This is a genomic window from Shinella curvata, from assembly GCF_022899935.1.
GTDB lineage: Bacteria > Pseudomonadota > Alphaproteobacteria > Rhizobiales > Rhizobiaceae > Shinella > Shinella curvata.
Window position 1 is genome coordinate 858356 of sequence record NZ_JALJCJ010000001.1, and the last position, 23867, is coordinate 882222.

Sequence of the window (23867 nt, forward strand, 5' to 3'; positions counted from 1 at the left end):
TCTCGGGCCGCCCGTTTCCTTTTACGGAATGCCCTTACCTTTCCACTCGTCATCCTCGGGCCCGAGAATACACGTGGCAAACTCAGCGAATGTGGATGGATCCTCGGGTCAAGCCCGAGGATGACGTCAAGGGTGGGTTAGCCCTCCGCGCAAAGCCGCCGAAGGTCTCTCCCCTCAATTCTGCTTGCAGTTCACATCCCCGACGCGGCTCGTCGTCTCGCCTTCGGCCATCACGGTCTCTTCGCCGCGCGCCGTGCAATTGCCCTTCTCGCCCACACCGCTGCGGAACTTCACCATGGGCTGGCCCTCGATCATGATGCTCGGCACGATCTCGTAAAGCTCCGGCGGGCAGTTCACCACGTCGGAGAGCCTCAACGCCGGCGCGCCGCCGATGAAGACGCTCTGAGCACCGGTGAGCGCGCAGGCCGGAATGGGCGGAGCGGCGTCCTCGGCCACGGATAGAGACGGCAACGCCGTTGCAAGACCAAGAGCCAGAACAGCTCCTGCGAACCGGAAAAATCTCATCGTCCCTCTCCCTTTTCACGCGCCGAACGGGACAGTGCGAAAAGGGCGTCGAGCGCCCGTTCCGCATCCCGCTCCGGCACGAATATATGGTCGTGATGGTAGGCAGCAACCACGTTGGCGCTGATGCCCTCCCGCGTCAACGCCGCGGCAAAGGCGCCCGTCAGTCCCACCGCCTCCAGCGAGGAATGCACGGTGAGCGTGATCATGCGCATCGGCGGGCTGGCAGCAAGCCCTTCGGCAGCCTCCGCAGGCACGATCAGCGTCAGACCCTCCGCCTCCCGAAAGATGCCGATCGGCTTGCGGAAAAGGTGGGTCGCCAGTTCGTCCATGGGCACACAGGCATAGACGAAACGCCCCTCGGCCAGCGCCGGCTCCATCGTCTTCAGGAGTTCGTCGAGATCGGTGACGCCGCTCATGAACGGGCCATCCGGCTGACGGCATCGCACAGCGCCGCAAAGCCGGCCTTCGCCCCCTCGCTCATGAAGCGGGCGCGGAGCCAGGCATGAATCATCTGCTTTTCCTCGCGATATTCCACCGGCACGCCAGCCAGGATCAGCCGCGCCGCATAGGCCCGCGCATCGTCGCGCAGCGGGTCGAAATAGGCGCTGGTGATAAAGGCCGGCGGCAGGCCAGCCAGCTCGGCCGCCCGGAGCGGAAAGGCATGGGTCGCATCGTCAGGCGCCTTGTAGACATCGCGGTAATAGGCGACATCAGCGGTGGAAAGGCCGAGCGCCTCGGCCATCTCCACATAGGAGCCGGACACAAGATCGCCCCCCAGTCCCGGATAGATCAACGCCTGCCCGACGATGCCTTTCAGCCCCTCGTCGCGCGCCTTCAGCACGATCCCGGCCGCCAGATTGCCGCCAGCACTGTCGCCGATGACGACAACCGGCCGCCCTTCCCGCAAGAGCGAGACAAGCACGGCCCAGCAATCCTCGAAGGCAGCCGGCCAGACATGCTCCGGCGACAGGCGATAGTCGATGGAAACGAGTTCGGCACCCGCCGCTTCGGACAGTTCGGCGCAGATCGCATCGTGGCTATCGAGCGATCCCACGACGAAACCGCCACCATGAATATAGTAGAGCCGCGTCCCCGTCGCGACGGCGGCCGGCCGGTAGCGCCGCACCGGAATGCGCCCCGCCACCAGCCCATCCTCCTTGACCATGCCGGCCGGCGGCGGCGCGTCGAAGGCCGCGCACAGGGCATCGTACCAGGCGCGCTGCTGCGTGATATCGGCATCCACGGCATCGGCGGGGTAAAAATCCTCGCAGCGCTTGTGGAAGGCCAGAATGCCTTCTTCGGTCGGCATGGGACGTTCGGTCATGGCGGCTCCTCGTCTTGTCCCGGCAGCATAGCAGCGCCCTTCCCCGCCGCCTGTCCTGCAAGCGGCTTTCCCAAGGAATTTTCGGCGCTTGCCTCGCCTGCCGCCGGCATATTAACTGCCGCCATGGCATTCACCTTCCGGCAATTACAGTATTTCGTCGCCGTCGCGGAACAGGGATCCGTGACGCGCGCCGCGCAGAACCTCTCAATCTCGCAGTCTTCAATAACCGAGGCGATCAAGGAGCTCGAATCGGATCTCGGCGTCGAGCTTTTCGAGCGCCATCCGCGCGGGCTGACGACCACGCATAACGGCCACCAGTTCCTGCGCCACGCCACAAAAATCCTCGCCAATGTCTCGGATGCGCGCTCGTCCTTCTCGGACAACCGCACGCCGGAAAAGGGCCAGCTCAATCTCGGCGTCACCTCGCTCGTCGCCGGTTACGTGCTGTCGGACCTCCTATCGCGCTACCGCCGCGCCTTTCCCGGCATCGATGTCAGCGCGATCGAGGACAACGGCTCCTATCTCGAACACCTGCTGGTCGGCGGCGAGCTCGACGTCGCCGTCATGGTCATCTCGAACCTGCGCGACCGCATGGCGCTGCAGGCGGAGATCATCGAAACCTCGCCCTACCGGCTCTGGTTGCCGATCGGCCATCCTCTCGTCTCGGCAGATATCATCTCCGTCAGCGATATCGCCAAGGAGCCGCTGATCATGCTGACGGTCGATGAAATCGAGGAGAACACCGGAAAGCTGCTCTCGGCACTCGGCGCCCGGCCGCATGTCGCCTTCCGCACGCGTTCCGTGGAAGCCGTGCGCAGTCTTGTCGCGACGGGCGCCGGCATCGCGCTCTTGCCCGATCTCGTCTATCGCCCCTGGTCGCTGGAAGGCGACCGCATCGAAAGCCGCGACGTCTCCGGCGCGCTGCCGGTGGTGCAGATCGGCATGGTCTGGCGCAAGGGCTCCAGCCTGCCGCAAGCGGCGCGGGATTTCGTCGGCCTGGCGGAAGCGCTGCGCGGCGGACGGGGGCGCTGACGATCAGCTGCGGCTTGATGCCGGAACCTCGCCCTTTCCTGCGGGCGCCTGGATCAGCCCGCTGCGCAAGCGGCTCTTTCGCCACAGGCCGACCAGCCATTGCCTGGCCGGCATCTCGATCGTCACGTGCAGGAACCATGCCGCAAGCACGGCGATCAAGAATGTCAGCGGAATGACGACCGGTTCAGGAAGCAGGCCATCCAGCGTGTGTCGCGCCAGGAACATGGCGGGCACATGGAACAGATAGAGCGAGAAGCTGATGGCACCGAGAAACCGAAGTGGCGACGACGCGAAGATCCTCGCCGAGAGCGGTGACTGCCAGGCGACGAGCGCCACGATGACAGCCGAAGCGAAAGCACTGTGCATGCCCCAGAAATCGGGATCGATCGCCGGCAGGACATAGCGATAGCTCATGAACAGAAGCGGCAGCAGGAGCGCCAGCAGCCCGACCAGCAGGGAGTGCGAAGCCGGACGCCAAACGACATGCAGGCGACCGGCGACGGTACCGAAGACAAAATACGGCAGCTTCGACAGGAGCAGAATACCCGGCCCCGGCAGACCGAGCAGACCGTCCACGGCCACGAGCGCCATCAGAATCGCAATCAGGCCCGGAAAACGGCGCGGTTGGCCCAGGCAAAGCCAAAGGACTGGAAAGAAGATATAAAACTGGATCTCGGGCGGCACCGACCAGAAGACACCGCTCGAGCCGAGCAGCACGACATGCCGCACGAAATCCATCGTGCTATGGATCGGCTGGATATAGTCGAGGCCGGGCGTCATCGAGAGGATCATCACCAGGACCACGGCAGCGAGGTAGACCGGATAGATCCGGGCAAAGCGGCTGACGAGAAAATCGAGTACGGCGCCCCGCGTCACCGGCTGCGCCCCGTAGAGATAGGCCATCAGGAAGCCGCTGAGCGCAAAGAACAGGCCGACGGCTTCGCTACCCATGATCGGAAGGTGAAGGGTCGCCAGGCTTGGAAAGACGAGGCCGACATGCGCCATGACCACCATTGCGGCGGCAAGGCCGCGCAAACCATCGAGGCTGGCGATGTGATCCGGTCGGCCCATGGTCCCGCTCCTTCGTCCCAAAGCGCCAGCTTTACGCGAGACAATTTGACAGACACTTAAAACGGCCGGAAGCGGGCCATGCCCTCCGGAATAGCGGCCAGCACCCTGCGTTCGGAATTTCCGATAGCGACATTCTGATTAATGAATTTGCGAAAGCGGCAAAAGCGCGGCACCTTTTCACTCGGGAACAATACCGCTCAAAGCGGATCAAACCGGGAGACTGTCATGAAGCGACTTCTGCATTCCTGCACCGCGCTTACCCTTTCGCTCGCCTTCACCACGGCCGCCATCGCACAGGAGCCCCTGAAGGAGCTCGGCGCTGGCGAAGGCGAAGTGTCCATCGTTGCCTGGGCCGGCTATATCGAGCGCGGCGAGACCGACAAGAACTACGACTGGGTCACCGAATTCGAGAAGAAGACGAGCTGCAAGGTCACCGTGAAGACCGCCGCCACCTCGGACGAAATGGTCGCCCTGATGAATGAAGGCGGCTTCGACCTCGTCACCGCCTCGGGCGACGCGTCGCTGCGCCTCGTTGCCGGCAAGCGCGTCCAGCCGATCAACACCGACCTCATCCCTAGCTGGAAGACCGTCGACGAGCGCCTGCAGAGCGCGCCATGGCACACGGTGAACGGCGTTCACTACGGCACGCCCTATCTGTGGGGCCCCAATGTCTTGATGTACAACACCGAAGCCTTCAAGGGCGAAGCGCCGAAGAGCTGGAAGGTCGTCTTCGAAGAAATGACGCTGCCGGACGGCAAGTCCAACAAGGGCCGCGTGCAGGCCTATGACGGCCCGATCCACATCGCCGACGCCGCCCAGTACCTGATGGCGCACAAGCCGGAACTCGGCATCAAGAGCCCCTACGAACTCAACGAAGACCAGTACAAGGCCGCGCTCGACCTCCTGCGCGTCCAGCGTACCCTCGTCGGCCGCTACTGGCACGACGCCATGATCCAGATCGATGACTTCAAGAACGAAGGCGTCGTCGCCTCGGGCTCGTGGCCGTTCCAGGTCAACCTGATGCAGGCCGAAAAGCAGCCGATCGCCTCGACCTTCCCGGAAGAAGGCGTGACCGGCTGGTCGGACACGACCATGCTGCATGCCGAAAGCCAGCATCCGAACTGCGCCTATATGTGGATGGAACACTCGCTCTCCGCCAAGGTGCAGGGTGATGCTGCCGCCTGGTTCGGCGCCGTTCCCTCGGTTCCGGCCGCCTGCAAGGGCAATGCTCTTTTGACCGACGAAGGCTGCAAGGCCAACGGCTTCGACAACTTCGACAAGATCGCCTTCTGGCGCACGCCGGTTTCGAAGTGCGAAAGCCAGGGCGAATGCGTGCCTTACCACCGCTGGGTCTCCGACTATATCGGCGTGATCGGCGGCCGCTAAACCCCCTCACCATAGCCCTCTCCCCGTAAACGGGGAGAGGGACCATGCCCCACGACAGATTTCGCTCCGGCGGCAACGGACCGCTGGCGGAAAGCGCATGACCGCGTCTTCCTTTCCGAAAAGAAGCCGGCGAGCGGATGCGGGGCAAATCGCACAACACCGGGAGCCCCCATGACCGCCGTCCTGTTCCAGCAAGTATCCCGCCACTTCGGCGCCGTGCGCGCCGTCGACAGCGTGGATCTCGCCATCGCCGAGGGCGAGTTCTTCGCGATGCTCGGTCCATCCGGCTCCGGCAAGACGACCTGCCTTCGCCTGATGGCGGGTTTCGAACAACCCACCGGCGGCCATATCGAGATATTCGGCGAGACGGCGGAAGGCGTGCCGCCCTACAGACGCAACGTCAACACGGTGTTTCAGGACTACGCCCTCTTCCCGCATCTCTCGATCCTCGAGAATGTCGCCTATGGCCTGATGGTCAAGGGCGTGGGCAAGGCGGAGCGGCTGAAGGCAGCGGAAGAAGCGCTCGCTATGGTGAAGTTGCCTGGCTACGGTGCGCGCCGCCCCGGCCAGCTTTCCGGCGGCCAACGCCAGCGCGTGGCGCTCGCCCGCGCCCTCGTCAACCGCCCCCGCGTGCTCCTCCTCGACGAACCGCTCGGTGCATTGGACCTGAAGCTGCGCGAGCAGATGCAGGAAGAGCTGAAATCGCTGCAGAAGTCGCTCGGCATCACCTTCGTCTTCGTCACGCATGATCAGGGCGAGGCGCTGTCGATGGCGGACCGCATCGCCGTGTTCAGCGACGGCAAGATCCAGCAGCTCGGCACGCCGGAAGAGGTCTACAAGCGGCCGCAGACGCGCTTCGTCGCGGATTTCGTCGGCTCCTCCAACGTGCTTCCGCCGGACTTCGTGGAGCAACTTGGCTTCGGCAAACACTATGCCAGCCTACGCCCCGAGGCGATCGGGCTTGGTGACGGCCCCGGCCGCAAGCCGTTCTCCGGCCGCGTGACGGCCGCAAGCTTCCTCGGCGCTGCCAACCGCGTGACGGTCGAGACGAACGGCGCGCGTATCGCCGCCATGCTGCCGGCTTCCGTCGCCGTTCCCGCGCAGGGCGACATGGTCACCCTCTCTTTCCTGCCGCAGGACCTGCACACGATGGACGGCGCCCAATGAGCATCGTCACCGACACATCCATCCTCGCCGGCAGAACCGGACCGTCCGGGCGACTATCCGATTTCTTCTGGCGCAACCCGAGGATCCTGCTGCTCCTGATGCTGACGCCGCCGCTGCTCTGGCTCGGCGTCATCTATCTCGGTTCGCTCTTCGCCCTGCTGTTGCAGAGTTTCTTCTCGATCGACGACTTTTCCGGGCTGATCAACTACGAATTCACGCTCGCCACATACAAGCAGCTGTTGATCCCATCGAACTTCGACATCATCCTCAGAACGGTCCTCATGGCCGCGCTGGTAACGCTCGCCTCCGCCGTCATCGCCTTCCCCATCGCCTATTACGCAGCGCGTTATGCCAAAGGAAAATGGAAGGTCATCTTCTATCTCGGCGTCATGCTGCCGCTGTGGTCGAGCTACCTCGTCAAGATCTATGCCTGGAAGCTGATCCTCGCCAAGGAAGGCATCCTCACCTGGTTCCTGGCGAAGCTGAACCTTCTGTGGCTGCTGGAGGCCTGGCTGTCGCTCCCCGTCGTCGGCGGTTCCTCGCTGTCGATCAGCTACACCGGCACGTTCATCGTCTTCATCTATGTCTGGATGCCCTTCATGATCCTGCCGATCCAGGCCTCGCTGGAGCGCGTGCCCGGCAATCTGATCGAGGCCTCGGCAGACCTCGGCGGCAACCCGGCGCAGACCTTCCGCTTCGTGCTGTTCCCGCTGGCGCTTCCCGGCATCATCGCCGGCTCGATCTTCACCTTCTCGCTGACTTTGGGTGACTACATCATTCCGCAGATCATCGGCTCGTCCAGGCTGTTCATCGGCCAGGCCGTCTATGCCCAGCAGGGCACGGCCGGCAACATCCCGCTTGCCGCCGCTTTCACCGTCGTGCCGATCGTCATCATGGGCCTCTATCTCTGGATGGCCAAGCGACAGGGGGCCTTCGATGCGCTCTGATATTCGCGCTGCACTTCTTGATGAATTTCCCGAGCTTGCAGCGAAGAACGTTATCCTGCCGAAGGAGGTCTATGCCCACTTCGGGTTGGCTTTTTTCAAGTTCGCCTTGATCGAGCATTCGCTCATTAACATCATAGTCTTCTCAACTGTCGGGCAAAAATTTGCGGCAGGTGAAGTAAGAAAAAAATCTGAATGGGAACAAGCCTTTGATGCAGCAGAGGCAAAAGCAGTTGCATGCACTTTTGGCAATCTCGTTCGATACGCCATCGAGATTCAGGAATTCTCTTCACTAGCGGACAAGCTCAAAGAAGCAAAAACTCTCCGCGATTACTTTGCTCACCATTTCATGAGGGAGGAAGCCGGATTTTTCTCGAGTGAGGATGGTTGCTGGCTACTTCTGGAGAAGATCCGCGAAGTGAGAAGAAAGGCAATGTCCCTTGAAGAGGATCTAAAACCGAGGTTCGAGCAAATGTGCCTTCGTTTCGAAATCCCGCTTCCAACTGAGGGTGATATTTCGAAGGTGATTGAGCGATATCTAAAGGAGCAAGAAGACGCACTTTCAGACGACAATCCAAACGTGGGGTGGGAGAAAAATGCGCTCTGATAGAAACGCCTCCGCACCGCTCGGTCTGAAGGTCGCCGCCGGTCTCGGCCTCGCCTTCCTGCACCTGCCGATCCTGCTCATCTTCCTCTATGCCTTCACCACGGAGGAGAAGAGCTACCAGTTCCCGCCGCCGGGCTACACGCTGCAATGGTTCGCCGTTGCCTGGAACCGGCCGGATGTCTGGGAAGCGATGGGCCTTTCGGTTCGCGTCGCCTCGATCTCGACGGCCGTCGCACTGGTGCTGGGCACGCTCTGCGCCGCCGCCGTCAGCCGCACGAAATTCTTCGGCCGGGAGACGGTCTCGCTTCTGGTCATCCTGCCCATCGCGCTTCCCGGCATCATCACCGGCATCGCGCTGCGCTCGGCCTTTTCCTTTGCAGAAATCCCCTTCTCCTTCTGGACTATCGTGCTCGGTCACGCGACCTTCTGCGTCGTGGTCGTCTATAACAATGCGGTCGCCCGCTTCCGCCGGATCTCGGGTTCGCTGATCGAGGCGTCGATGGACCTCGGCGCCGACAGTTTCCAGACCTTCCGCTACATCATCCTGCCGAATATCGGCACGGCTCTGCTGGCCGGCGGCATGCTCGCCTTCGCGCTGTCCTTCGACGAGGTGATCGTCACCACCTTCACCGCCGGCCAGCAATCGACCCTGCCGATCTGGATGCTGGAAGAGCTCGTGCGCCCGCGCCAGCGGCCGGTGACGAATGTCGTCGCCATGATCGTCGTGCTCGTCACCTTCCTGCCGATCCTCGGCGCCTACTACCTCACCCGCGACGGCGACCAGGTCGCCGGCGGGGGCAAATGAACCAACGATAGGGAGAACGTCCATGGACACCCAGATGCTGATCGGCGCGCGTTTCGAAGCCGGCACCGAGGCGGAAGAGCACATCCTCAACCCGAAGACCGGCGGCAAGATCGTCGATCTGCCCGAGGCGTCCTACAGCCAGATCGACGCCGCCGTCGACGCCGCCGAAAAGGCCTTCGTCTCCTGGGCGACGACCACGCCCGCCGAACGCTCCGGCTACCTGCTGCGCATCGCCGATGCCATCGAGAAGGACGCCGACGCCTTCGCAGCACTCGAATCGCTCAACTGCGGCAAGCCGATCAATTCCGCCCGCAATGACGAGCTGCCGGCCATCGTCGACTGCTGGCGCTTTTTCGCCGGCGCCATCCGCTCGCTCAATGCCCCCGTTGCCGCCGAATACCTGCCCGGCTTCACCTCCATGGTGCGCCGCGACCCGATCGGTATCGTCGGCTCGATCGCGCCCTGGAACTATCCGCTGATGATGATGGCCTGGAAGCTGGCGCCCGCCATTGCCGGCGGCAACACCGTCGTCTTCAAGCCCTCCGAACAGACGCCGCTGACGGCGCTGAAGATGGCGAAGCTGCTCGCCGACATTCTTCCCGAAGGCGTGGTCAACATCGTGCTCGGCCGCGGCGAGACGGTCGGCAACGCGCTGATCAACCATCCGAAGATCAACATGGTCTCGATCACCGGCGACGTCGCAACCGGCAAGAAGGTGCTCGCCGCCGCGGCGAAAACCGTCAAGCGCACGCATCTGGAACTCGGCGGCAAGGCCCCGGTCGTCGTCTTCGACGATGCCGATCTCGAAGCCGTCGTCGCCGGCATTCGCGCCTTCGGCTATTACAATGCCGGCCAGGACTGCACCGCCGCCTGCCGCATCTACGCGCAGGACGGCATCTACGAAAAGCTCGTCGCCGACCTCTCCGCCGCCGTCTCCACCATCAAGTACAACGATCCCGACGACACGCTGAACGAGATCGGCCCGCTGATCTCCAAGCGCCAGCGCGACCGTGTCGCGAGCTTCGTCGAGCGCGCAGCGGAAGTGAAGCACATCGAGATCACCGCCGGTGGCCGCACCGGCAGCGACGAGGGTTACTTCTTCCAGCCGACTGTCGTGGCGGGTGCGACGCAGGACGACGAGATCGTGCGCCGCGAAGTGTTCGGTCCCGTCGTTTCCGTCACACGCTTCTCAGAGGCCGAGCAGGCAATCTCCTGGGCCAATGACAGCGACTACGGCCTCGCCTCCTCCGTCTGGACGAAGGATATCGGCAAGGCGATGAAGGCCGCGTCACGCCTGCAATACGGCTGCACCTGGATCAACACGCATTTCATGCTCACCACCGAAATGCCGCATGGCGGTGTCAAACAGTCGGGCTATGGAAAGGACATGTCGATCTATGCGCTCGAGGACTACACCGCCGTGCGCCACGTCATGATCAATCACGGCTGATCCTCCCCGCCGCCCAAGCGCGCGGCCACCTTCCGGGACGTCCTCCGCGTCCCGGAACTTTTTTGCCCGTCACGCGTCTTGTCTGCGACTACATCGGAGGCATCGCCATGCTGAAATGGGCACTGATTTTTCTCGTTATTTCGCTGATCACCGGCTTCCTCGGCTTCTCCGGCGTTTCCGCCGCCACGGCCACCATCGCCAAGGTGCTTTTCGCGATCGCACTCATCATCTTCCTGATTTTCCTTGTGCTTGCATTGACCGCAGGCAGCCTCGTCTTCTGAGTGCAATCCATCCCCAGCCACTGTTGCACTCACGCAACAGTGGCTAAATCATGACCATTTTAGTCATATAATTTGTTGCGGCGCACGGAATCCTGATAAAAACGGTCATCTTATAGATCGTCCCATCAGAAAGTGACCCGCATGCAAAACCGCACCCGCACGCTGCTTCGGCTGGCGCTCGCCGGAACCTCCCTCCTGACGCTGGCCACCATGGCCTCTGCACAGGATCAGGCGGCGACTGCCGACAACGGCGCGACCGTTCTCGAAGAGGTCGTGGTCAACGGCGGCAGCGGCGGCGTCATCACTGCCGATGGCTATGTCGGCAAGAGCAGCGCGACGGGCGCGAAGACGGACACGCCTTTCGTCCAGACGCCCCAGTCGATCTCCTCGGTCACCAAGGACCAGCTCGAAGACCGCAACCCGCAGACACTGCTCGAGACGATCGCCTATACGCCCGGTACCCGCGTCGGGGGCTACGGTTTCGACCCACGCTTTGACAGCTTCACGCTGCGCGGCTTTGACGTGACCTATTCCAGCGTGTTCCGCGACAACCTGCGCCAGCCCGGCTTCGGCTCTTCGCTTTTCAAGACCGAGCCATACGGCCTCGAAGGCGTATCGATCCTGCGCGGCCCCTCCTCGGCCCTTTACGGCCCCGCCGGTGCCGGCGGTCTGTACAACCTCATCAGCAAGCGCCCGACGGAAGAGGCGATGCGCGAGGTGGAGGTGCAATACGGAAGTCATGACCGCTATCAGGGCCAGTTCGATCTCTCCGGCCCGATCAACGAGGAAGACCCGATCTACTATCGCCTGACCGGTTTGCTCCGCGACTCCGACACGGAACAGGTCGGGGTTCCCGACAACCGGGCCTACATTGCGCCGGCCATTACCTGGAAGCCGGACGAGGACACGAAGTTGACCATCCTCGGCGAATATTCCCGAACCGAGACCGGCGGCACGGCCGCCTATTTCTTCGATGGCGTCGCCAATAAGGTCACCGACATCTTCGCGGGCAATCCAGCGTTCAACGACGCCGTCCAGAACCAGGGCCGCATCGGCTACGAGTTCGAACATCGCTTGAACGACGTCTTCGTGTTCCGTCAGAATGCCCGCGCCTCCTGGCTGAACATCGACGCCGACTGGGCCTTCGCTTCCGAGCGGAACGCGACGGATCCCACCCTGCTGGAAGGCACCGCCGGCACCTATGAAGAATGGCTGGATACCTATACGATAGACAACCAGCTTGAAGCGAAATTCGAGACCGGAGCTTTCGAACACACATTGCTCACCGGCATCGACATCACCAAGGTCTATTGGAAATCGCTCAACGGTTATGGCTCCACGCCGCCGATCGATACCAACAATCCCACGGTAGGCCGCCCGGTCGGCCCGATCGCCTTCCAGACCAAGACCGTGCAGGATCAGCTCGTGACCGGTCTCTATATGCAGGATCAGATCCGCTACGATGCGCTGACCGTGACCCTCGGCGGTCGCTACGATTGGGTATCGACGGATACCGATGACACCGACCTCGCATCCGGCGCCGTTGGCACGACCAAGCAGGATGACCGCGCGTTCACCGGGCGCATCGGCGTGAGCTATGAAACCCCGTGGGGGATCACCCCCTACGCCAGCTACTCGACCGCCTTCTTCCCGAATGGCGGCGTGGACATCGAAACGCGCGACCCGTTCAAGCCGACGGAGAGCAAACAGCAGGAAGTTGGTGTGAAGTACCTCCTGCCCGACAGCAACACGCTTCTGACCGCCGCTCTTTTCAACATCGATCAGAAGAACAGCCTGTATTACGAAGTCGTTGAACTCGACGACGGCACCGTCACCAATGCGCAGGTACAGCGCGGCGAAATCCGCTCGCGCGGCTTCGAGTTCGAAGCCAACACCTCGCTGGACAACGGCCTGTCGCTTATCGCTTCCTACACCTACACAAAAACGGAAATCCTGGATGGGCCGACCGGTACGGTCGGAAACGAGGTTTCTTCCGTACCCAACCACATGGCCTCGCTCTGGGCGCACTACGACCTGCCGGAGGATGGCCCCCTGGCCGGCCTCGGCATCGGCGCGGGCGTGCGTTTCCTCGGCTCCAGCTACGGCAGCGACTACAACACGACGAAGAACAGCGCACGGGCACTCGTCGACGCCTCGATCGATTTCGATTTCTCGGCAATCGACAAGGACTACGAAGGCCTCAAGCTGCAAGTCAATGCGACGAACCTGTTCAACCGGCAGGACTCCGTTTGCTCGGCCGGCTATTGCTATCGCGACCAGGGCCGCACGGTGATCGGCAGCCTGAAATATTCGTGGTGAGCCCTTGACGACGCTTTCCCCAGAGGATCGCGGGACCGCTTTCAGGCCGGAAGGCCTGAGGGCGGTCTTTTCCGGCGAGCATGCGTGGTGCGGCGAGAAGATGATGCTCTCATCGGATCTCGAGGGTGCCATGCCGCTCGGCGAGTTCCTGGCGGGAGACGGTTTTTCCGACACGCTTGAGCGCTTCGCCGCAAGCTACGGCAAGGCGGACCGGCGCGCGGCCGCTTCCTTCTGGTCGCTCTACTACTTTTCCACCCTGACCATCCCCTATATCGTCGCCCGCCGGGCGGAACGGGCTCTGCCCGTCGCCTTCGACGATATGACCATTGCGATTGGCGAAGACGGCCTGCCACGCGCCTTCGGCCTGCCGCATGAAGGCGAATGGAGCGACGGCGACGATCTCGTCCGCTTCGTCACTCCCCTGGTCGATTGCCACCTTGCCCGCACTGTGGCACTCCTCAAGGAAAAGTCCGGCATTGCGCCGAAACTCGCCTGGAACAATGCGGCCGTCTATATCGACTACGCCTTCAACGTGACCGACCGTGCGCCGCCCGAAGGCGACGATCCGTGGCCGTCGCGCCCACTGTTCGATTGTCCGTTGCTGGCCGACGGCAGCCGCAACCCTTTCCACGGATGCCTGCGCCACGAGCTGGACGCCGGCACGACGCAATGTCGCCGAAAGGTCTGCTGCCTGCGCTACATGCTGCCAGGCATTCCCGGCTGCGGCGAGCTGTGCGCCCTGCCCGAACTCAGAAAGCAATGATCATGCGCCTTCTCGCCTCCATCGCCGTCTTCCTGCTGCTTGCCGCTCTGCCACTGCGCGCCGAGGTCCAGTATCCGCTGACCGTCACGGACGCGCTCGGACGCGAGGTCACCATCCCTGCGCAGCCGAAGGCGATCCTGCTCGGCAGCGGTTTCAATCTGGTGGCGCTGTCGCTGATCCATCCCGACCCGGTTAGCCTGCTTGCCGGCTGGGCCAGCGACATGAAGGGCGACAACCCCGAAATCTATGCCCGCTTCAAGGACAAGTTTCCTGCCATCGAGCAGGTGCCGATCATCGGCGACGGCATCACCATGTCCTTCGAGGCAACCCTGTCGCTGAAGGCCGACCTTGCCATTCTCGCCAACTGGCAGGCCGATACCGAACTCGGCAAACAGGCGATCGGCTATCTCGAACAGACCGGCGTTCCCGTCGTCGTGGTGGATTTCAACAGCGACGCGCTGAACAACACCGCCGGCAACATGCGCCTGCTCGGCAAGGTTTTGAACCGCGAGGAACAGGCCAATGCCTTCGCCGATTTCTACGATGACCGCGTCAAGCGCATCCGCGACCGCGTGGCAGAACATCCGGAGCCCGGCCCGAGCGTACTGATGGACGCCTTCCCGAACCCGGAAAAATGCTGCTATGCCTATGGCACCGGCGGCCTCGGCGCCTTCATCGCCATCACCGGCAGCCGCAACATCGCCGAAAGCCTGCCGGCACAGGGCGGCATCGTCAATCTGGAATTCATCGTCGCCGCCGAGCCGGACGTCTATATCGCGACGGCCTCGCCGGGCGGCACATACAGCACCTTCTCCGTCGGCCCCGGCGTCGATCCCGCCGAGGCGCGCGAGACGCTCGGCCGCGCCGTGAAAGGCCCGCTGCTGTCAAGCCTCAAGGCCGTGAAGGAAGAGCGCGTCTATGGTCTCTGGAACTTCTTCAACGCCGTGCCGCTCAACATTCTCGCCGCCGAAGCCTTCGCCCACTGGCTGCGCCCGGACATCTTCGCCGATGTCGATCCCGATGCGACGCTGAAGGAAATCAACGAGCGCTTCGCCGCCGTTCCCTTTGACGGCGCCTATTGGATCGCGCTCAAGCCGAATTGAACCGGCCTGCCCTTTCGGCGGCCCGCTGCGCACGCTATATCATGCCCAGGAGGACCTGAATGATCTGGGCATTTGCGGTTGCGGCGGCGGCCATTCTTTATCTCGCACTGCGCTTCCGGCGTTTTCAGAGCTGGGTCGAACCCGTCCTCACCATCGTGGTGGCCATCGGCCTTGCGGCGGCCCTGCTGATCTGGTTCATGGAAGACCGCGCCCCCTCGGACACGCCCGTCATGCCGGAAGTGGAAACATCGGCACTTTCCGCCGACGTCGTCACGCTCTCCGAAATGCAGGCGGTCGCCGGACAGACGCGAACCAGCTTCCGCATCACCGGACAGGTGACGAACGGCGGCACCGTGCCAATGCAGTCTTTCCGGCTGGATGTCGTTCTGTCCGATTGCCCTGACGGTACCTGCCGCGAGGTGGGACGCGACGACGCGCTCATCGTCTCGCGCGTCCTGCCGAACGAAAGCGCCGACATCTCGACCTTCGCCGTCTTCCCCGGCATCGACCTCACCCCCCTTACGGCTCCGAGGTTCGACTATGGGGTCCGCGAGATACGTGCCGTCCGGCGCTAGAGGCTGGCGACAGCGTCGGCCGTGGTCAGCACGGTCGCGAATTCGTGCCGCAGCGTCGCGACATGGGCACGATGGACATCGCGCGCCGCAATCGTCCCACCATTGCCATCCGGCAGATCGAAGCAGTCACAGGCATCCTCGATGAGAAACACCTGGTAGCCCAGATTGGCGCCGACGCGCACGCTGGTCGATACGCACATATCCGTCGAGATACCGAAGAGCACAACCGTATCGACGCCGAGACGGCGCAGACGCAGATCGAGATCCGTACCGATGAAGGCCGCGTTGACGCTTTTGCGCACCAGCGGCTCGTCAGCCTGCGGCTCGAAGCCGGGACGCAGCGCGTTGCCAGGGTTTTCACGGCGGAGCGTGGAATTAGGCTCCGTGCTGTCGTGACAGACATGGATGACTGGTCGGCCGGCATCACGCCAGGCGGCGAGAAGCGAAAGGCCATTCTCGTCCAGCCGATCGTTCCAGCGCGGCGCCCAGGGCGCAGCATCGAAAGCCTGTTGCATGTCGATCGGGATCAGGACGGCATTGTGCGGTAGGGTCGGCATCGGTTTCTCCTTGAAGCGATATCCGACGAATAGTTGCTTTTCCGTCCGGTTTCGCGCAGCAAGGAGACGGAATGCCGGACGATCGTCCGGCAAAAGGAGATTATTCCGGATGAACGAGCTTGATGAGAAGGACAGATTGCTCATCGCCGCACTTCGCGCCGATGCCCGCCAGAGCCTTGTGGAGCTTGCCCGCCACACCGGCCTTTCGCGCAGCGCCGTGCACGAGCGCGTCCGGCGGCTGGAGGCGAAAGGTGTCATCGCCGGCTATACGGTGAAGCTCGGTATCGACAGGGACCGGGCCGGCGTGGAGGCGCTGATCGCCGTCGGTTTCCAGCAGGGCCGCAACTGTGATCATGTCGTGCCGCACCTTACCGGTATTCCCAATGTCGTGACCTGCTGGTCGCTCGCCGGGCCGACGGATCTGATGCTGCTCGTCGAATGCACATCCAATGCCGAGCTCGACACGGTGCGCCGTCAGATCGCGACGACGCCGGGTATCGCGAGCGTGCAGACGCATGTCTCGCTGCGCACCCATTTCGACCGTCGCGCAGGGTAGACAAAACAAGGAGATGGAGCGCTTCCGTGAATCAACACACGAGAGCGCTCATCCATCCGCTCAGAAATAAATCCTGAATTTTTCGCGCACCGCCTGGTCCGTCGCGAAGTCGAAGAGCGGGCCGCCGGCTTCAGAGAGGATGCGGTTCTTGCGCTCGATAGCCTTCTGCACGAGGTCCGGGCGACCGATCTCGGCCCATTCCTTCGGGCTCGTGCGGTCGGCGACGGCGGGATAGACATATTCCGTCTGCATCAGCGACAGCGTCTGCGGATCGCCGAGATAGTGACCAGGGCCATCGAGGCAGACGGAGCGCATGGTCTCCAGCGAGACGGAATCCTCGGTGACGTCGATGCCGCGCACGCAGCGCTGGACCTGGCCGAGCAGGTCGTCGCCCAGTACGAGGCTTTCCAAGCAGAAGCCGAGCAGCGAAGCATGCATGCCGACCGCTTCATAGACCATGTTGAGGCCGGACAGGCCGGCCATGACGTTGGAGATCGCCTGCTCCCAGCCGGCCTGCATGTCCGGCAGCTTACTATCCGCGATACCGGCGGCCGCACCACCCGGCAGACCGTAGAACTGGTGCATCTGCGCGCAGCCGGCCGTCAGCAGCGCCTGCTCGCCCGAGCCGCCGGACATGGCGCCGGTTCTGAGGTCCGAGACGAAGGGCCAGGTGCCGAAGATCGCCGGATGGCCGGGCGCCATGGCGTTGACATAGACGACGCCCGCCAAGCACTCCGCGACGGCCTGCACGATGGCCGTGGCGAGCGGCGCCGGCGCCGTCGCGCCCGCCTGCCCTGCCGAAAGCAGCAGGATCGGCATGCCGGCCCGGATGCAGGCCTCCATGGTGATGCAGCTCTCTTCGGCAAACTTCATTGGCGGCACGACGAAGCAATTGGAGTTCGACACGAAGGGCCGCGCCCGCCACTTGTCCTCGCCGCCCGCCATCATGTGGATGAGATCGAAGCAGCCTTCGACATGCGAGGGATCGGAGAAGCTGGTGCCGACATGTTTGGACGTGCCGGCGCAGCAGCCATAGAGCGTGTTGATGTCCATCAGGAAATTGTCGGCCACGTCGCGGCAGACCATCGCACGCTGGAAGAAGTGGATGTTGTCGAGATGGTGGACGAGCTGGGCGGCGTTGAAGAGATCCTTCGCGGTCGATTCGCGGTATTCCCGCTTCTCGACATCGACGATATGCACCGCTGCACCCGCTGTGCCGTAATAGACGCGGGTGCCCGACAATTCGAGGTCGTATTTCGGATCGCGGCCGTGCAGCGTGATATCCCGCGCCGCGACAGCCAGCATATCCTCCACCAGCGCACGCGGGAAGCGCAGGCGCCCGTCCTCGCCGAGTATGGCGCCGGCGCGGGTCATGATCTCGATGCCGGATTTCGGCGCATTGGCGAGGCCGATATTTTCCAGGGCATCCAGCGCCGCCTCGTGGATGCGGCGCACATTCGCGTCCGTCAGCGGCCGGTACTGGCCGCCGGGCAGGCCTGGACGGATCGGGCGAACGTTTTCCGCAAGCGGCGCGGCACGCATGGCGACGCGGGCGGCGCGGCCGCCAGCGCGGCGGGAGGACAAGGCTGCTGCTTCACTCATGATCCGTCTCCCCCGCACCAGCGGCAAGCATCCTGTTGATGAGATCCCCCGACGCGGCGGCGGACAGTTTGGCAAAGCTGCCATCCTTGACGATGGCATCCATCTGTTCGGCGATGGCCGCGTGGGTGACGCGGGCGATCATCGAGCCGAGTGAAATCCGGCGCACGCCGATGGCGGCGAGTTGAGGCACGGTGAGTTGCCTCAGCGGCCCGGCAGCAAGCGCATTGACCGGCGTCGACACCGATTGCACGACGCGGCGCAGCTCCGCCTCACCCGGCGGCACCGGCACATAGACGAGATCGGCACCGGCCTTTTCGAAGGCCTGGATACGGCGGATCGCCTCATCGAGATCGTAGACGCCGTTCATCACGCCATCGGCACGGGCGCAGAGAATAAAGGGGCGGCCAAGTGAGCGGGCGGCATCGACGGCGGCGCGGATGCGCTCGACGGCAAGGTCGAACGCATAGGCCGGATTGCCGTCCACCATCTGCGTGTCCTCGATCGAGCAGCCGGACAGGCCCACTTCCGCAGCAAGCCGGATCGTCTCGGCAACATCGTCGGGCGCATCGGCAAAGCCGTTCTCGAAATCGCCCGAGACGGGAAGCGGCGTGGCGCGCACGATCTCTTCGGCATGCTTGAGCGATTCTTCCCGCGTCACGCGGCCCATATCCGGCCGGCCGAGCGTGAAGGCAAAGCCCGCCGACGTGGTGGCGAGCGCTACGGCGCCCGACGCCGCCATCATGCGGGCGGAACCGAGATCCCAGGGGTTCGGGATGACGAAGCAACCCGACTGGTGTAGGTCGTGAAACCGCTGATGGCGTTCGGCAAGCCCGGTCATGCCCGCACCCTTTCCGATTTCGGATCATACATCGGCATGAGCGAGGCTTCCGCCTTCACCCGCGTGCCGGCGATCTCGACCTCGTAGCTCGAGGCCAGCACATCCGCCTCGCTCTCACCCTCGCAAGGCACATAGCCCATTCCGATGGCGCCACCGAGGAAGTGGCCGTAGTTGCCCGACGTGATGGTCGAGACGATCTTGCCGTCGCGCACCAGCGCCTCGTTGTGGAAGAGCAGCGGCTCGGCATCGGTGAGCCTGAACTGCACCATCCGGCGCTTCAGCCCCTCTTCCTCCTTGCGCAGCACCGCATCGCGGCCGATGAAATCGCCCTTCTTGGTGCGCACGGCAAACCCGAGGCCGGCTTCCAGCACATGGTCCTCGTCGGTGATATCATGGCCGAAATGGCGGAAAGCCTTTTCGAGGCGGCACGAGTCGAGCGTATGGAGGCCGCAGAGCTTCAGGCCGACATCGGCACCGGCTTCCTCCAGTGCCTCGAAGACATGGGCCGTCTGGTCAGTGGAAACGTAAAGTTCCCAGCCGAGCTCACCGACATAGGTGACGCGATGTGCACGGGCGAGGCCCATGCCGATCTCGATCTCCCGTGCCGAGGCGAAGGGATGCGCGGCATTGGAAAAATCGTTCGGACTGACCTTCTGCATGAGGTCGCGCGCCTTCGGCCCCATGACGCAGAGCACGCTTTCGGCCGCCGTCACATCGGTGATGACGACGAACTCGTCCTTGAGGTGCTTGCGCAACCAGGCAAGGTCACGCTGCAAGGTCGCGCCGGGCACGACGAGAAAGAACGCCGTCTCCGAGAGGCGCGTCACCGTCAGATCGCTCTCGATGCCACCGCGCGCATTGAGCATCTGGGTGTAAACGATCTTGCCGGGCGCGACGTCCATCTGGTTGGCGCAGAGCTTTTGCAGGAAGGCCAGCGCATCGCGGCCCTCCACGCGGATCTTGCCGAAGGAGGTCATGTCGAACAGGCCGACGCCGCCCCGCACGGCGAGGTGCTCTGCCTTCTGGTTCTCGAACCAGTTCTGCCGCTTCCAGGAATAGCGGTATTCCCGCTCCTGCCCCTCTTTGGCGAACCAGTTGGCGCGCTCCCAGCCGGCGACTTCGCCGAACACCGCACCGCGTGCCTTCAGGTGCTCGTGCAGCGGCGAACGGCGCACGCCGCGCGCCGTCGCCATCTGGCGATAGGGGAAATGGTCGGCATAGAGCAGGCCGAGGGTTTCGGAGACACGGTCCTTCAGATAGCTGCGGTTGCGCTGGAACGGCTGGGCGCGGCGGATATCGACCTCCCAGAGATCGAACGGCGCCTCGCCGTCGTTCATCCATTGCGCCAGCGCCATGCCCGCGCCGCCGGAGGAGACGATGCCGATGGAGTTGTAGCCGGCAGCGACCCAGTAACCCTTCAACTGCGGCGCTTCGCCGAGATAGTAGCGGTCGTCGGGCGTGAAGCTTTCCGGACCGTTGAAGAAGGTGTGGATGCCTGCCGTTTCCAGCATCGGCATGCGGTTGATGGCGTTTTCGAGGATCGGCTGGAAGTGATCGAAATCCTCCGGCAGCTGGTCGAAGCAGAAATCCTCCGAAATGCCGTCCATGCCCCAGGGTTTGGCCTTCAGCTCGAAGGCGCCGATCAGCATCTTGCCGGCATCCTCCTTGTAATAGGTGCACTCATCCGGGACGCGCAGCACCGGCAGGCGCTGGAGGTTCGGGATCGGCTCGGTGACGATGTAAAAATGCTCGCAGGCATGCAGCGGCAGCGTGACACCCGACATATCGGCCAGCGTACGGCCCCACATGCCGGCGGCGTTGACGACATTCTCCGTCTCGATGGTAAAGGTCTCGCCATTCTGCTCGCAGATCACGCCCGTTACGCGGCCCTCCTTGGTGACGACGGAGGTGACCTTAACGTTCTCGATGACAGTCGCGTCGTTCTGCCGCGCGCCCTTGGCCAAGGCCATCGCGATGTTCGCCGGATCGCACTGGCCGTCGAGCGGCAGATGCACGGCCGCCTTCACATCCGCCGTGTTGAGGTGCGGATACATCGCCTTCACCTCGTCGACACTGATTTCGCGCACATCGACATCGAAGGCACGGGCGAGCGAGGCCTGACGGTAGATCTCTTCCTTGCGCTCTTCCGTCAGCGCCACGGTCATCGAGCCGCACTGGCGCATGCCCGTGCCGATACCGGTCTCCGCTTCGAGCTTGGTGTAGAGATCGGCGGAATATTTGGCGAGCCGCGTCATGTTCTGCGAGGCGCGCAGCTGACCGATAAGGCCGGCTGCATGCCACGTCGTGCCCGACGTCAGCTGCTTGCGCTCCAGAAGCACCACATCCGTCCAGCCGAGCTTGGCCAGATGATAGGCGACCGAACAGCCGGAGACACCGCCGCCGATGATGACGGCTCTGGCCTTGGAGGGAATGGGCTTGCTCATGCGCGCAGTCTTTCATTGTTGGGGTCGAAGAGCGGGCCGTCGGGCTGGACCACCGCCTTGAAACGGTCGCCGTAGATTTCCACCTCGATTTCCGTGCCCGGCACGGCGAGATCGGCCTTCAGCATGCCGAGCGCGATGGATTTTCCGGTGCGGTAGCCCCAGTTGCCGGAGGTCGTCTCACCGACCACCTTGCCGCCATGCCAGAGCGTCGACATGTAGGGCGCATCGCAGTCACCGGCCTCCACCGTCAGCGTCACGAAGCGCTTGGTGACGCCCTGCTGCTTTTCCCGCTCCAGTGCCGCCTTGCCCTTGAAATCGGGCTTGGCCCAATCGACGAAGCGATCGAGACCGCCTTGCAGGATCGTGTAGTCGGTCGAGAGATCGCCCTTCCAGGCGCGATAGCCCTTCTCAATGCGCAGGCTGTCCAGCGCTTCCATGCCGAAGGGTTTCAGGCCATGTTTCTGGCCCGCGGCCCAGACGGCGTCGAAAATCGCGGGAGTGTCCTCGATCTTCGTGTGGATTTCCCAGCCGAGTTCACCGGCAAAGGAGACGCGCACCAGCTGGCACCAGCGGCCGGCGATCTGGCAGCTCTGATGCGTCAGCCAGCCCTTGGAGAGGTCGGCATCGGTGACATCGGCGAGAATGGCGCGGGAATTCGGACCGGACAAGATCTGGCAGGAGAAGCTTTCCGTCACGTCGTCGATGGTGAAGGCAGCGCCCTTGGGCAGATGCTTTTGCAGCCACTCGAAATCATGCCACTGCGCCGTCGCGGCGGTGATGAGGAAGAAGAAATCCTCGTCCAGCATCATGACCGACATTTCCGTGACGATGCGGCCCTTGTCGTCGGAGAAATAGGCAAGGCCGATGCGGCCGGGCTTCGGCACCTTGCCGGTGATGAGCGAGGACAGCCACGCCGTCGCCCCCTCTCCTTTCACGCGGAAGCGCGAGAAGCCGGGAAGATCGAGAATGCCGGCGGCCTCGGTGACGGCGCGGCACTCCGCCTCGATACGCGGCCGCCAGGGACCCTCACGGTTCCAGGTCTGGGTCGATTGTTCCGAAAGGTCATCGCCCGGCGCGGCATACCAGTTGGCGCGCTCCCAGCCATTATAGGGCTTGAACTGCGCACCGAGCGCCTTGATGCGATCATGGATCGGCGAGTGCTTCTGGTCGCGGCCGGCCGGCCAGGCGTATTTGGGGAAATGCATGGCATATTCGTGGCCGTAGATTTCCATGCCCTTGGCGACGCAATAGTCCTTGTCGGCGGCAAAGGACGTGTAGCGGCGCGGATCGCAGGACCACATGTCCCATTCCGTCTCACCTTCCGTCACCCATTCGGCCAGCACCTTGCCGGCACCACCCGCCTGACAGATGCCGAAGGTGAAGACGCAGGCTTCATAGGCATTCGGCACACCGGGCATCGGACCGATGAGCGGGTTACCATCCGGCGCATAGGGGATGGGACCGTTAATCATGCGCGACAGGCCGGCCGTGCCGAGGATCGGCACGCGCTCGACGGCATCGTTCAGATACCATTCGAGACGGTCGAGATCGTCAGGGAAGAGCTGGAAGGAGAAATCGTCCGGCATCGGATCGTCTGGCGTCACCCAATGCGCCTTGCAATTGCGCTCATAGGGGCCGAGATTCATGCCCGTCTTTTCCTGACGGAGGTAGTAGGAGCTGTCGACGTCGCGCAGCAGCGGCAGCTTGTGGCCGGCCTCGCGCGACCAGGCTGCCAGTTCGGGGATTTCCTCGAACAACATGTACTGATGGCTCATCACCATCATCGGCACCTCGCGGCCGAACCATTTGCCGACCTCGCGGGCATAGTAGCCGGCGGCATTGACCACCTTCTCGCAGCGGATCTCGCCCTGCGGCGTGGAAATCACCCATTCCTCGCCCTCGCGGCGCGCGCCGGTCGCCGGGCAGAAACGGAAGATTTTCGCGCCCATGTCGCGCGCGCCCTTGGCGAGCGCCTGGGTCAGCTGCGCGGGGTCGATATCGCCGTCATAGGGATCGTAGAGCGCGCCGGTCAGGTCATGGGTTTCGAGGAAGGGGTATTTCGAGCGCATCTCGTCGGGCGAGAGGATATCGAGGTCCATGCCCTGATAGCGGCCCATGCCGACGACGCGCTTGAACTCCTGCAACCGCTCCTTCGAATGGCCAAGGCGGATCGAGCCGGTGACGTGGTAGTTCATGGGGTAATCGACGAGATCGCCGAGATCGCGATACAGCGACGCCGAATAGCGCTGCATGTTCATGAGAGACCAGGAAGACGAGAAAGTCGGCACGTTGCCGGCGGCATGCCAGGTGGAGCCTGCCGTCAGCTCGTTCTTTTCGAGCAGCACGCAATCCGTCCATCCGGCCTTGGCCAGATGATAGAGCGCCGACGCGCCCACGGCGCCTCCGCCGATGATGACGACACGGGCATGGCTTGGCAGTACGGACATTCTCTTCCCCTTGGTTGCCCAGGATTTGTGGCAATCAAACAGGCAAGCGACAAGCCGGTGGAATTCGCTTT

The 23867-nt window shown here is 63.3% G+C and carries 22 protein-coding genes; 13 read left to right on the forward strand and 9 right to left on the reverse strand.

The features are described 5' to 3' along the window. Nucleotides 1-174 precede the first annotated feature (174 nt). Genes MUU55_RS04100 through MUU55_RS04110 form a run of 3 tightly spaced genes read right to left on the reverse strand, consistent with a single transcriptional unit; the run spans nucleotide 175 to nucleotide 1849 of the window. Entirely contained in the window at nucleotides 175-525 is a 351-nt protein-coding gene (locus MUU55_RS04100) for a PAAR domain-containing protein (protein ID WP_244759477.1), read from the reverse strand. Next, complete coding sequence (locus MUU55_RS04105) at nucleotides 522-941, reverse strand: ACT domain-containing protein (protein ID WP_244759478.1); 420 nt, start codon at nucleotides 939-941, stop codon at nucleotides 522-524. The genes MUU55_RS04100 and MUU55_RS04105 overlap by 4 nt, the downstream gene beginning before the upstream one ends. Further along, nucleotides 938-1849: an alpha/beta hydrolase gene (locus MUU55_RS04110; RefSeq protein ID WP_244759479.1), complete on the reverse strand. Its 912-nt coding sequence runs from the start codon at nucleotides 1847-1849 to the stop codon at nucleotides 938-940. The genes MUU55_RS04105 and MUU55_RS04110 overlap by 4 nt, the downstream gene beginning before the upstream one ends. Nucleotides 1850-1972: 123 nt before the next feature. Here MUU55_RS04110 and MUU55_RS04115 point away from each other — a divergent pair, with 123 nt between their 5' ends. Continuing rightward, nucleotides 1973-2881: a LysR family transcriptional regulator gene (locus MUU55_RS04115; RefSeq protein ID WP_244759480.1), complete on the forward strand. Its 909-nt coding sequence runs from the start codon at nucleotides 1973-1975 to the stop codon at nucleotides 2879-2881. A 3-nt stretch (nucleotides 2882-2884) separates the two neighbouring features. Here the strand turns inward: MUU55_RS04115 and MUU55_RS04120 are convergent, their stop codons facing one another. Then, nucleotides 2885-3952 (reverse strand): acyltransferase family protein, encoded by a 1068-nt coding sequence (locus tag MUU55_RS04120; RefSeq protein WP_244759481.1) that lies wholly within the window; start codon nucleotides 3950-3952, stop codon nucleotides 2885-2887. A gap of 225 nt (nucleotides 3953-4177) precedes the next feature. On the opposite strand from MUU55_RS04120, the gene MUU55_RS04125 reads away from it, so the two are divergent. The 11 genes from MUU55_RS04125 (at nucleotide 4178) to MUU55_RS04175 (ending at nucleotide 15352) form a co-directional block, all read left to right on the forward strand. After that, a complete protein-coding gene (locus MUU55_RS04125) occupies nucleotides 4178-5338 on the forward strand; it encodes an ABC transporter substrate-binding protein (RefSeq protein ID WP_244759482.1) in 1161 nt (386 codons plus the stop codon). 171 nt (nucleotides 5339-5509) lie between these two features. Further along, a complete protein-coding gene (locus MUU55_RS04130) occupies nucleotides 5510-6505 on the forward strand; it encodes an ABC transporter ATP-binding protein (RefSeq protein ID WP_244759483.1) in 996 nt (331 codons plus the stop codon). Beyond that, nucleotides 6502-7452 (forward strand): ABC transporter permease, encoded by a 951-nt coding sequence (locus tag MUU55_RS04135; protein ID WP_244759484.1) that lies wholly within the window; start codon nucleotides 6502-6504, stop codon nucleotides 7450-7452. The genes MUU55_RS04130 and MUU55_RS04135 overlap by 4 nt, the downstream gene beginning before the upstream one ends. After that, complete coding sequence (locus MUU55_RS04140) at nucleotides 7442-8056, forward strand: hypothetical protein (RefSeq protein WP_244759485.1); 615 nt, start codon at nucleotides 7442-7444, stop codon at nucleotides 8054-8056. The genes MUU55_RS04135 and MUU55_RS04140 overlap by 11 nt, the downstream gene beginning before the upstream one ends. Then, nucleotides 8046-8861 (forward strand): ABC transporter permease, encoded by an 816-nt coding sequence (locus MUU55_RS04145; RefSeq protein ID WP_244759486.1) that lies wholly within the window; start codon nucleotides 8046-8048, stop codon nucleotides 8859-8861. The genes MUU55_RS04140 and MUU55_RS04145 overlap by 11 nt, the downstream gene beginning before the upstream one ends. A gap of 22 nt (nucleotides 8862-8883) precedes the next feature. Then, a complete protein-coding gene (locus tag MUU55_RS04150; RefSeq protein WP_244759487.1) occupies nucleotides 8884-10311 on the forward strand; it encodes a gamma-aminobutyraldehyde dehydrogenase in 1428 nt (475 codons plus the stop codon). A gap of 107 nt (nucleotides 10312-10418) precedes the next feature. Continuing rightward, nucleotides 10419-10592: a DUF1328 domain-containing protein gene (locus MUU55_RS04155; protein WP_244759866.1), complete on the forward strand. Its 174-nt coding sequence runs from the start codon at nucleotides 10419-10421 to the stop codon at nucleotides 10590-10592. A gap of 141 nt (nucleotides 10593-10733) precedes the next feature. After that, the gene (locus tag MUU55_RS04160; RefSeq protein WP_244759488.1) at nucleotides 10734-12911 is read left to right on the forward strand and encodes a TonB-dependent siderophore receptor; all 2178 of its coding nucleotides are present in this window, start codon (nucleotides 10734-10736) and stop codon (nucleotides 12909-12911) included. Nucleotides 12912-13011: 100 nt separating this feature from the next. After that, nucleotides 13012-13674 (forward strand): siderophore-iron reductase FhuF, encoded by a 663-nt coding sequence (gene fhuF, locus MUU55_RS04165; protein WP_244759489.1) that lies wholly within the window; start codon nucleotides 13012-13014, stop codon nucleotides 13672-13674. Beyond that, nucleotides 13671-14777: an ABC transporter substrate-binding protein gene (locus MUU55_RS04170; protein ID WP_425314130.1), complete on the forward strand. Its 1107-nt coding sequence runs from the start codon at nucleotides 13671-13673 to the stop codon at nucleotides 14775-14777. The genes fhuF and MUU55_RS04170 overlap by 4 nt, the downstream gene beginning before the upstream one ends. Before the next feature lie 59 nt (nucleotides 14778-14836). Beyond that, nucleotides 14837-15352, forward strand: a complete 516-nt coding sequence (locus tag MUU55_RS04175) for a hypothetical protein (RefSeq protein WP_244759491.1) — start codon at nucleotides 14837-14839, stop codon at nucleotides 15350-15352. On the opposite strand, the gene MUU55_RS04180 is transcribed toward MUU55_RS04175, so the two are convergent. Continuing rightward, nucleotides 15349-15909: a cysteine hydrolase family protein gene (locus tag MUU55_RS04180; protein ID WP_244759492.1), complete on the reverse strand. Its 561-nt coding sequence runs from the start codon at nucleotides 15907-15909 to the stop codon at nucleotides 15349-15351. The two genes, MUU55_RS04175 and MUU55_RS04180, sit on opposite strands and share 4 nt — an antisense overlap. A gap of 109 nt (nucleotides 15910-16018) precedes the next feature. Here MUU55_RS04180 and MUU55_RS04185 point away from each other — a divergent pair, with 109 nt between their 5' ends. Continuing rightward, a complete protein-coding gene (locus MUU55_RS04185) occupies nucleotides 16019-16465 on the forward strand; it encodes an Lrp/AsnC family transcriptional regulator (protein ID WP_244759493.1) in 447 nt (148 codons plus the stop codon). Nucleotides 16466-16525: 60 nt separating this feature from the next. On the opposite strand, the gene MUU55_RS04190 is transcribed toward MUU55_RS04185, so the two are convergent. Genes MUU55_RS04190 through MUU55_RS04205 form a run of 4 tightly spaced genes read right to left on the reverse strand, consistent with a single transcriptional unit; the run spans nucleotide 16526 to nucleotide 23796 of the window. Continuing rightward, nucleotides 16526-18067, reverse strand: a complete 1542-nt coding sequence (locus MUU55_RS04190; protein ID WP_244759494.1) for a trimethylamine methyltransferase family protein — start codon at nucleotides 18065-18067, stop codon at nucleotides 16526-16528. Next, nucleotides 18060-18905, reverse strand: a complete 846-nt coding sequence (locus MUU55_RS04195) for an isocitrate lyase/PEP mutase family protein (RefSeq protein WP_244759495.1) — start codon at nucleotides 18903-18905, stop codon at nucleotides 18060-18062. Before MUU55_RS04195 ends, MUU55_RS04190 begins: the two co-directional genes overlap by 8 nt. Then, nucleotides 18902-21349, reverse strand: a complete 2448-nt coding sequence (locus MUU55_RS04200) for a GcvT family protein (protein WP_244759496.1) — start codon at nucleotides 21347-21349, stop codon at nucleotides 18902-18904. The genes MUU55_RS04195 and MUU55_RS04200 overlap by 4 nt, the downstream gene beginning before the upstream one ends. Then, nucleotides 21346-23796, reverse strand: a complete 2451-nt coding sequence (locus tag MUU55_RS04205; protein WP_244759497.1) for a GcvT family protein — start codon at nucleotides 23794-23796, stop codon at nucleotides 21346-21348. The genes MUU55_RS04200 and MUU55_RS04205 overlap by 4 nt, the downstream gene beginning before the upstream one ends. Nucleotides 23797-23867 lie beyond the last annotated feature (71 nt).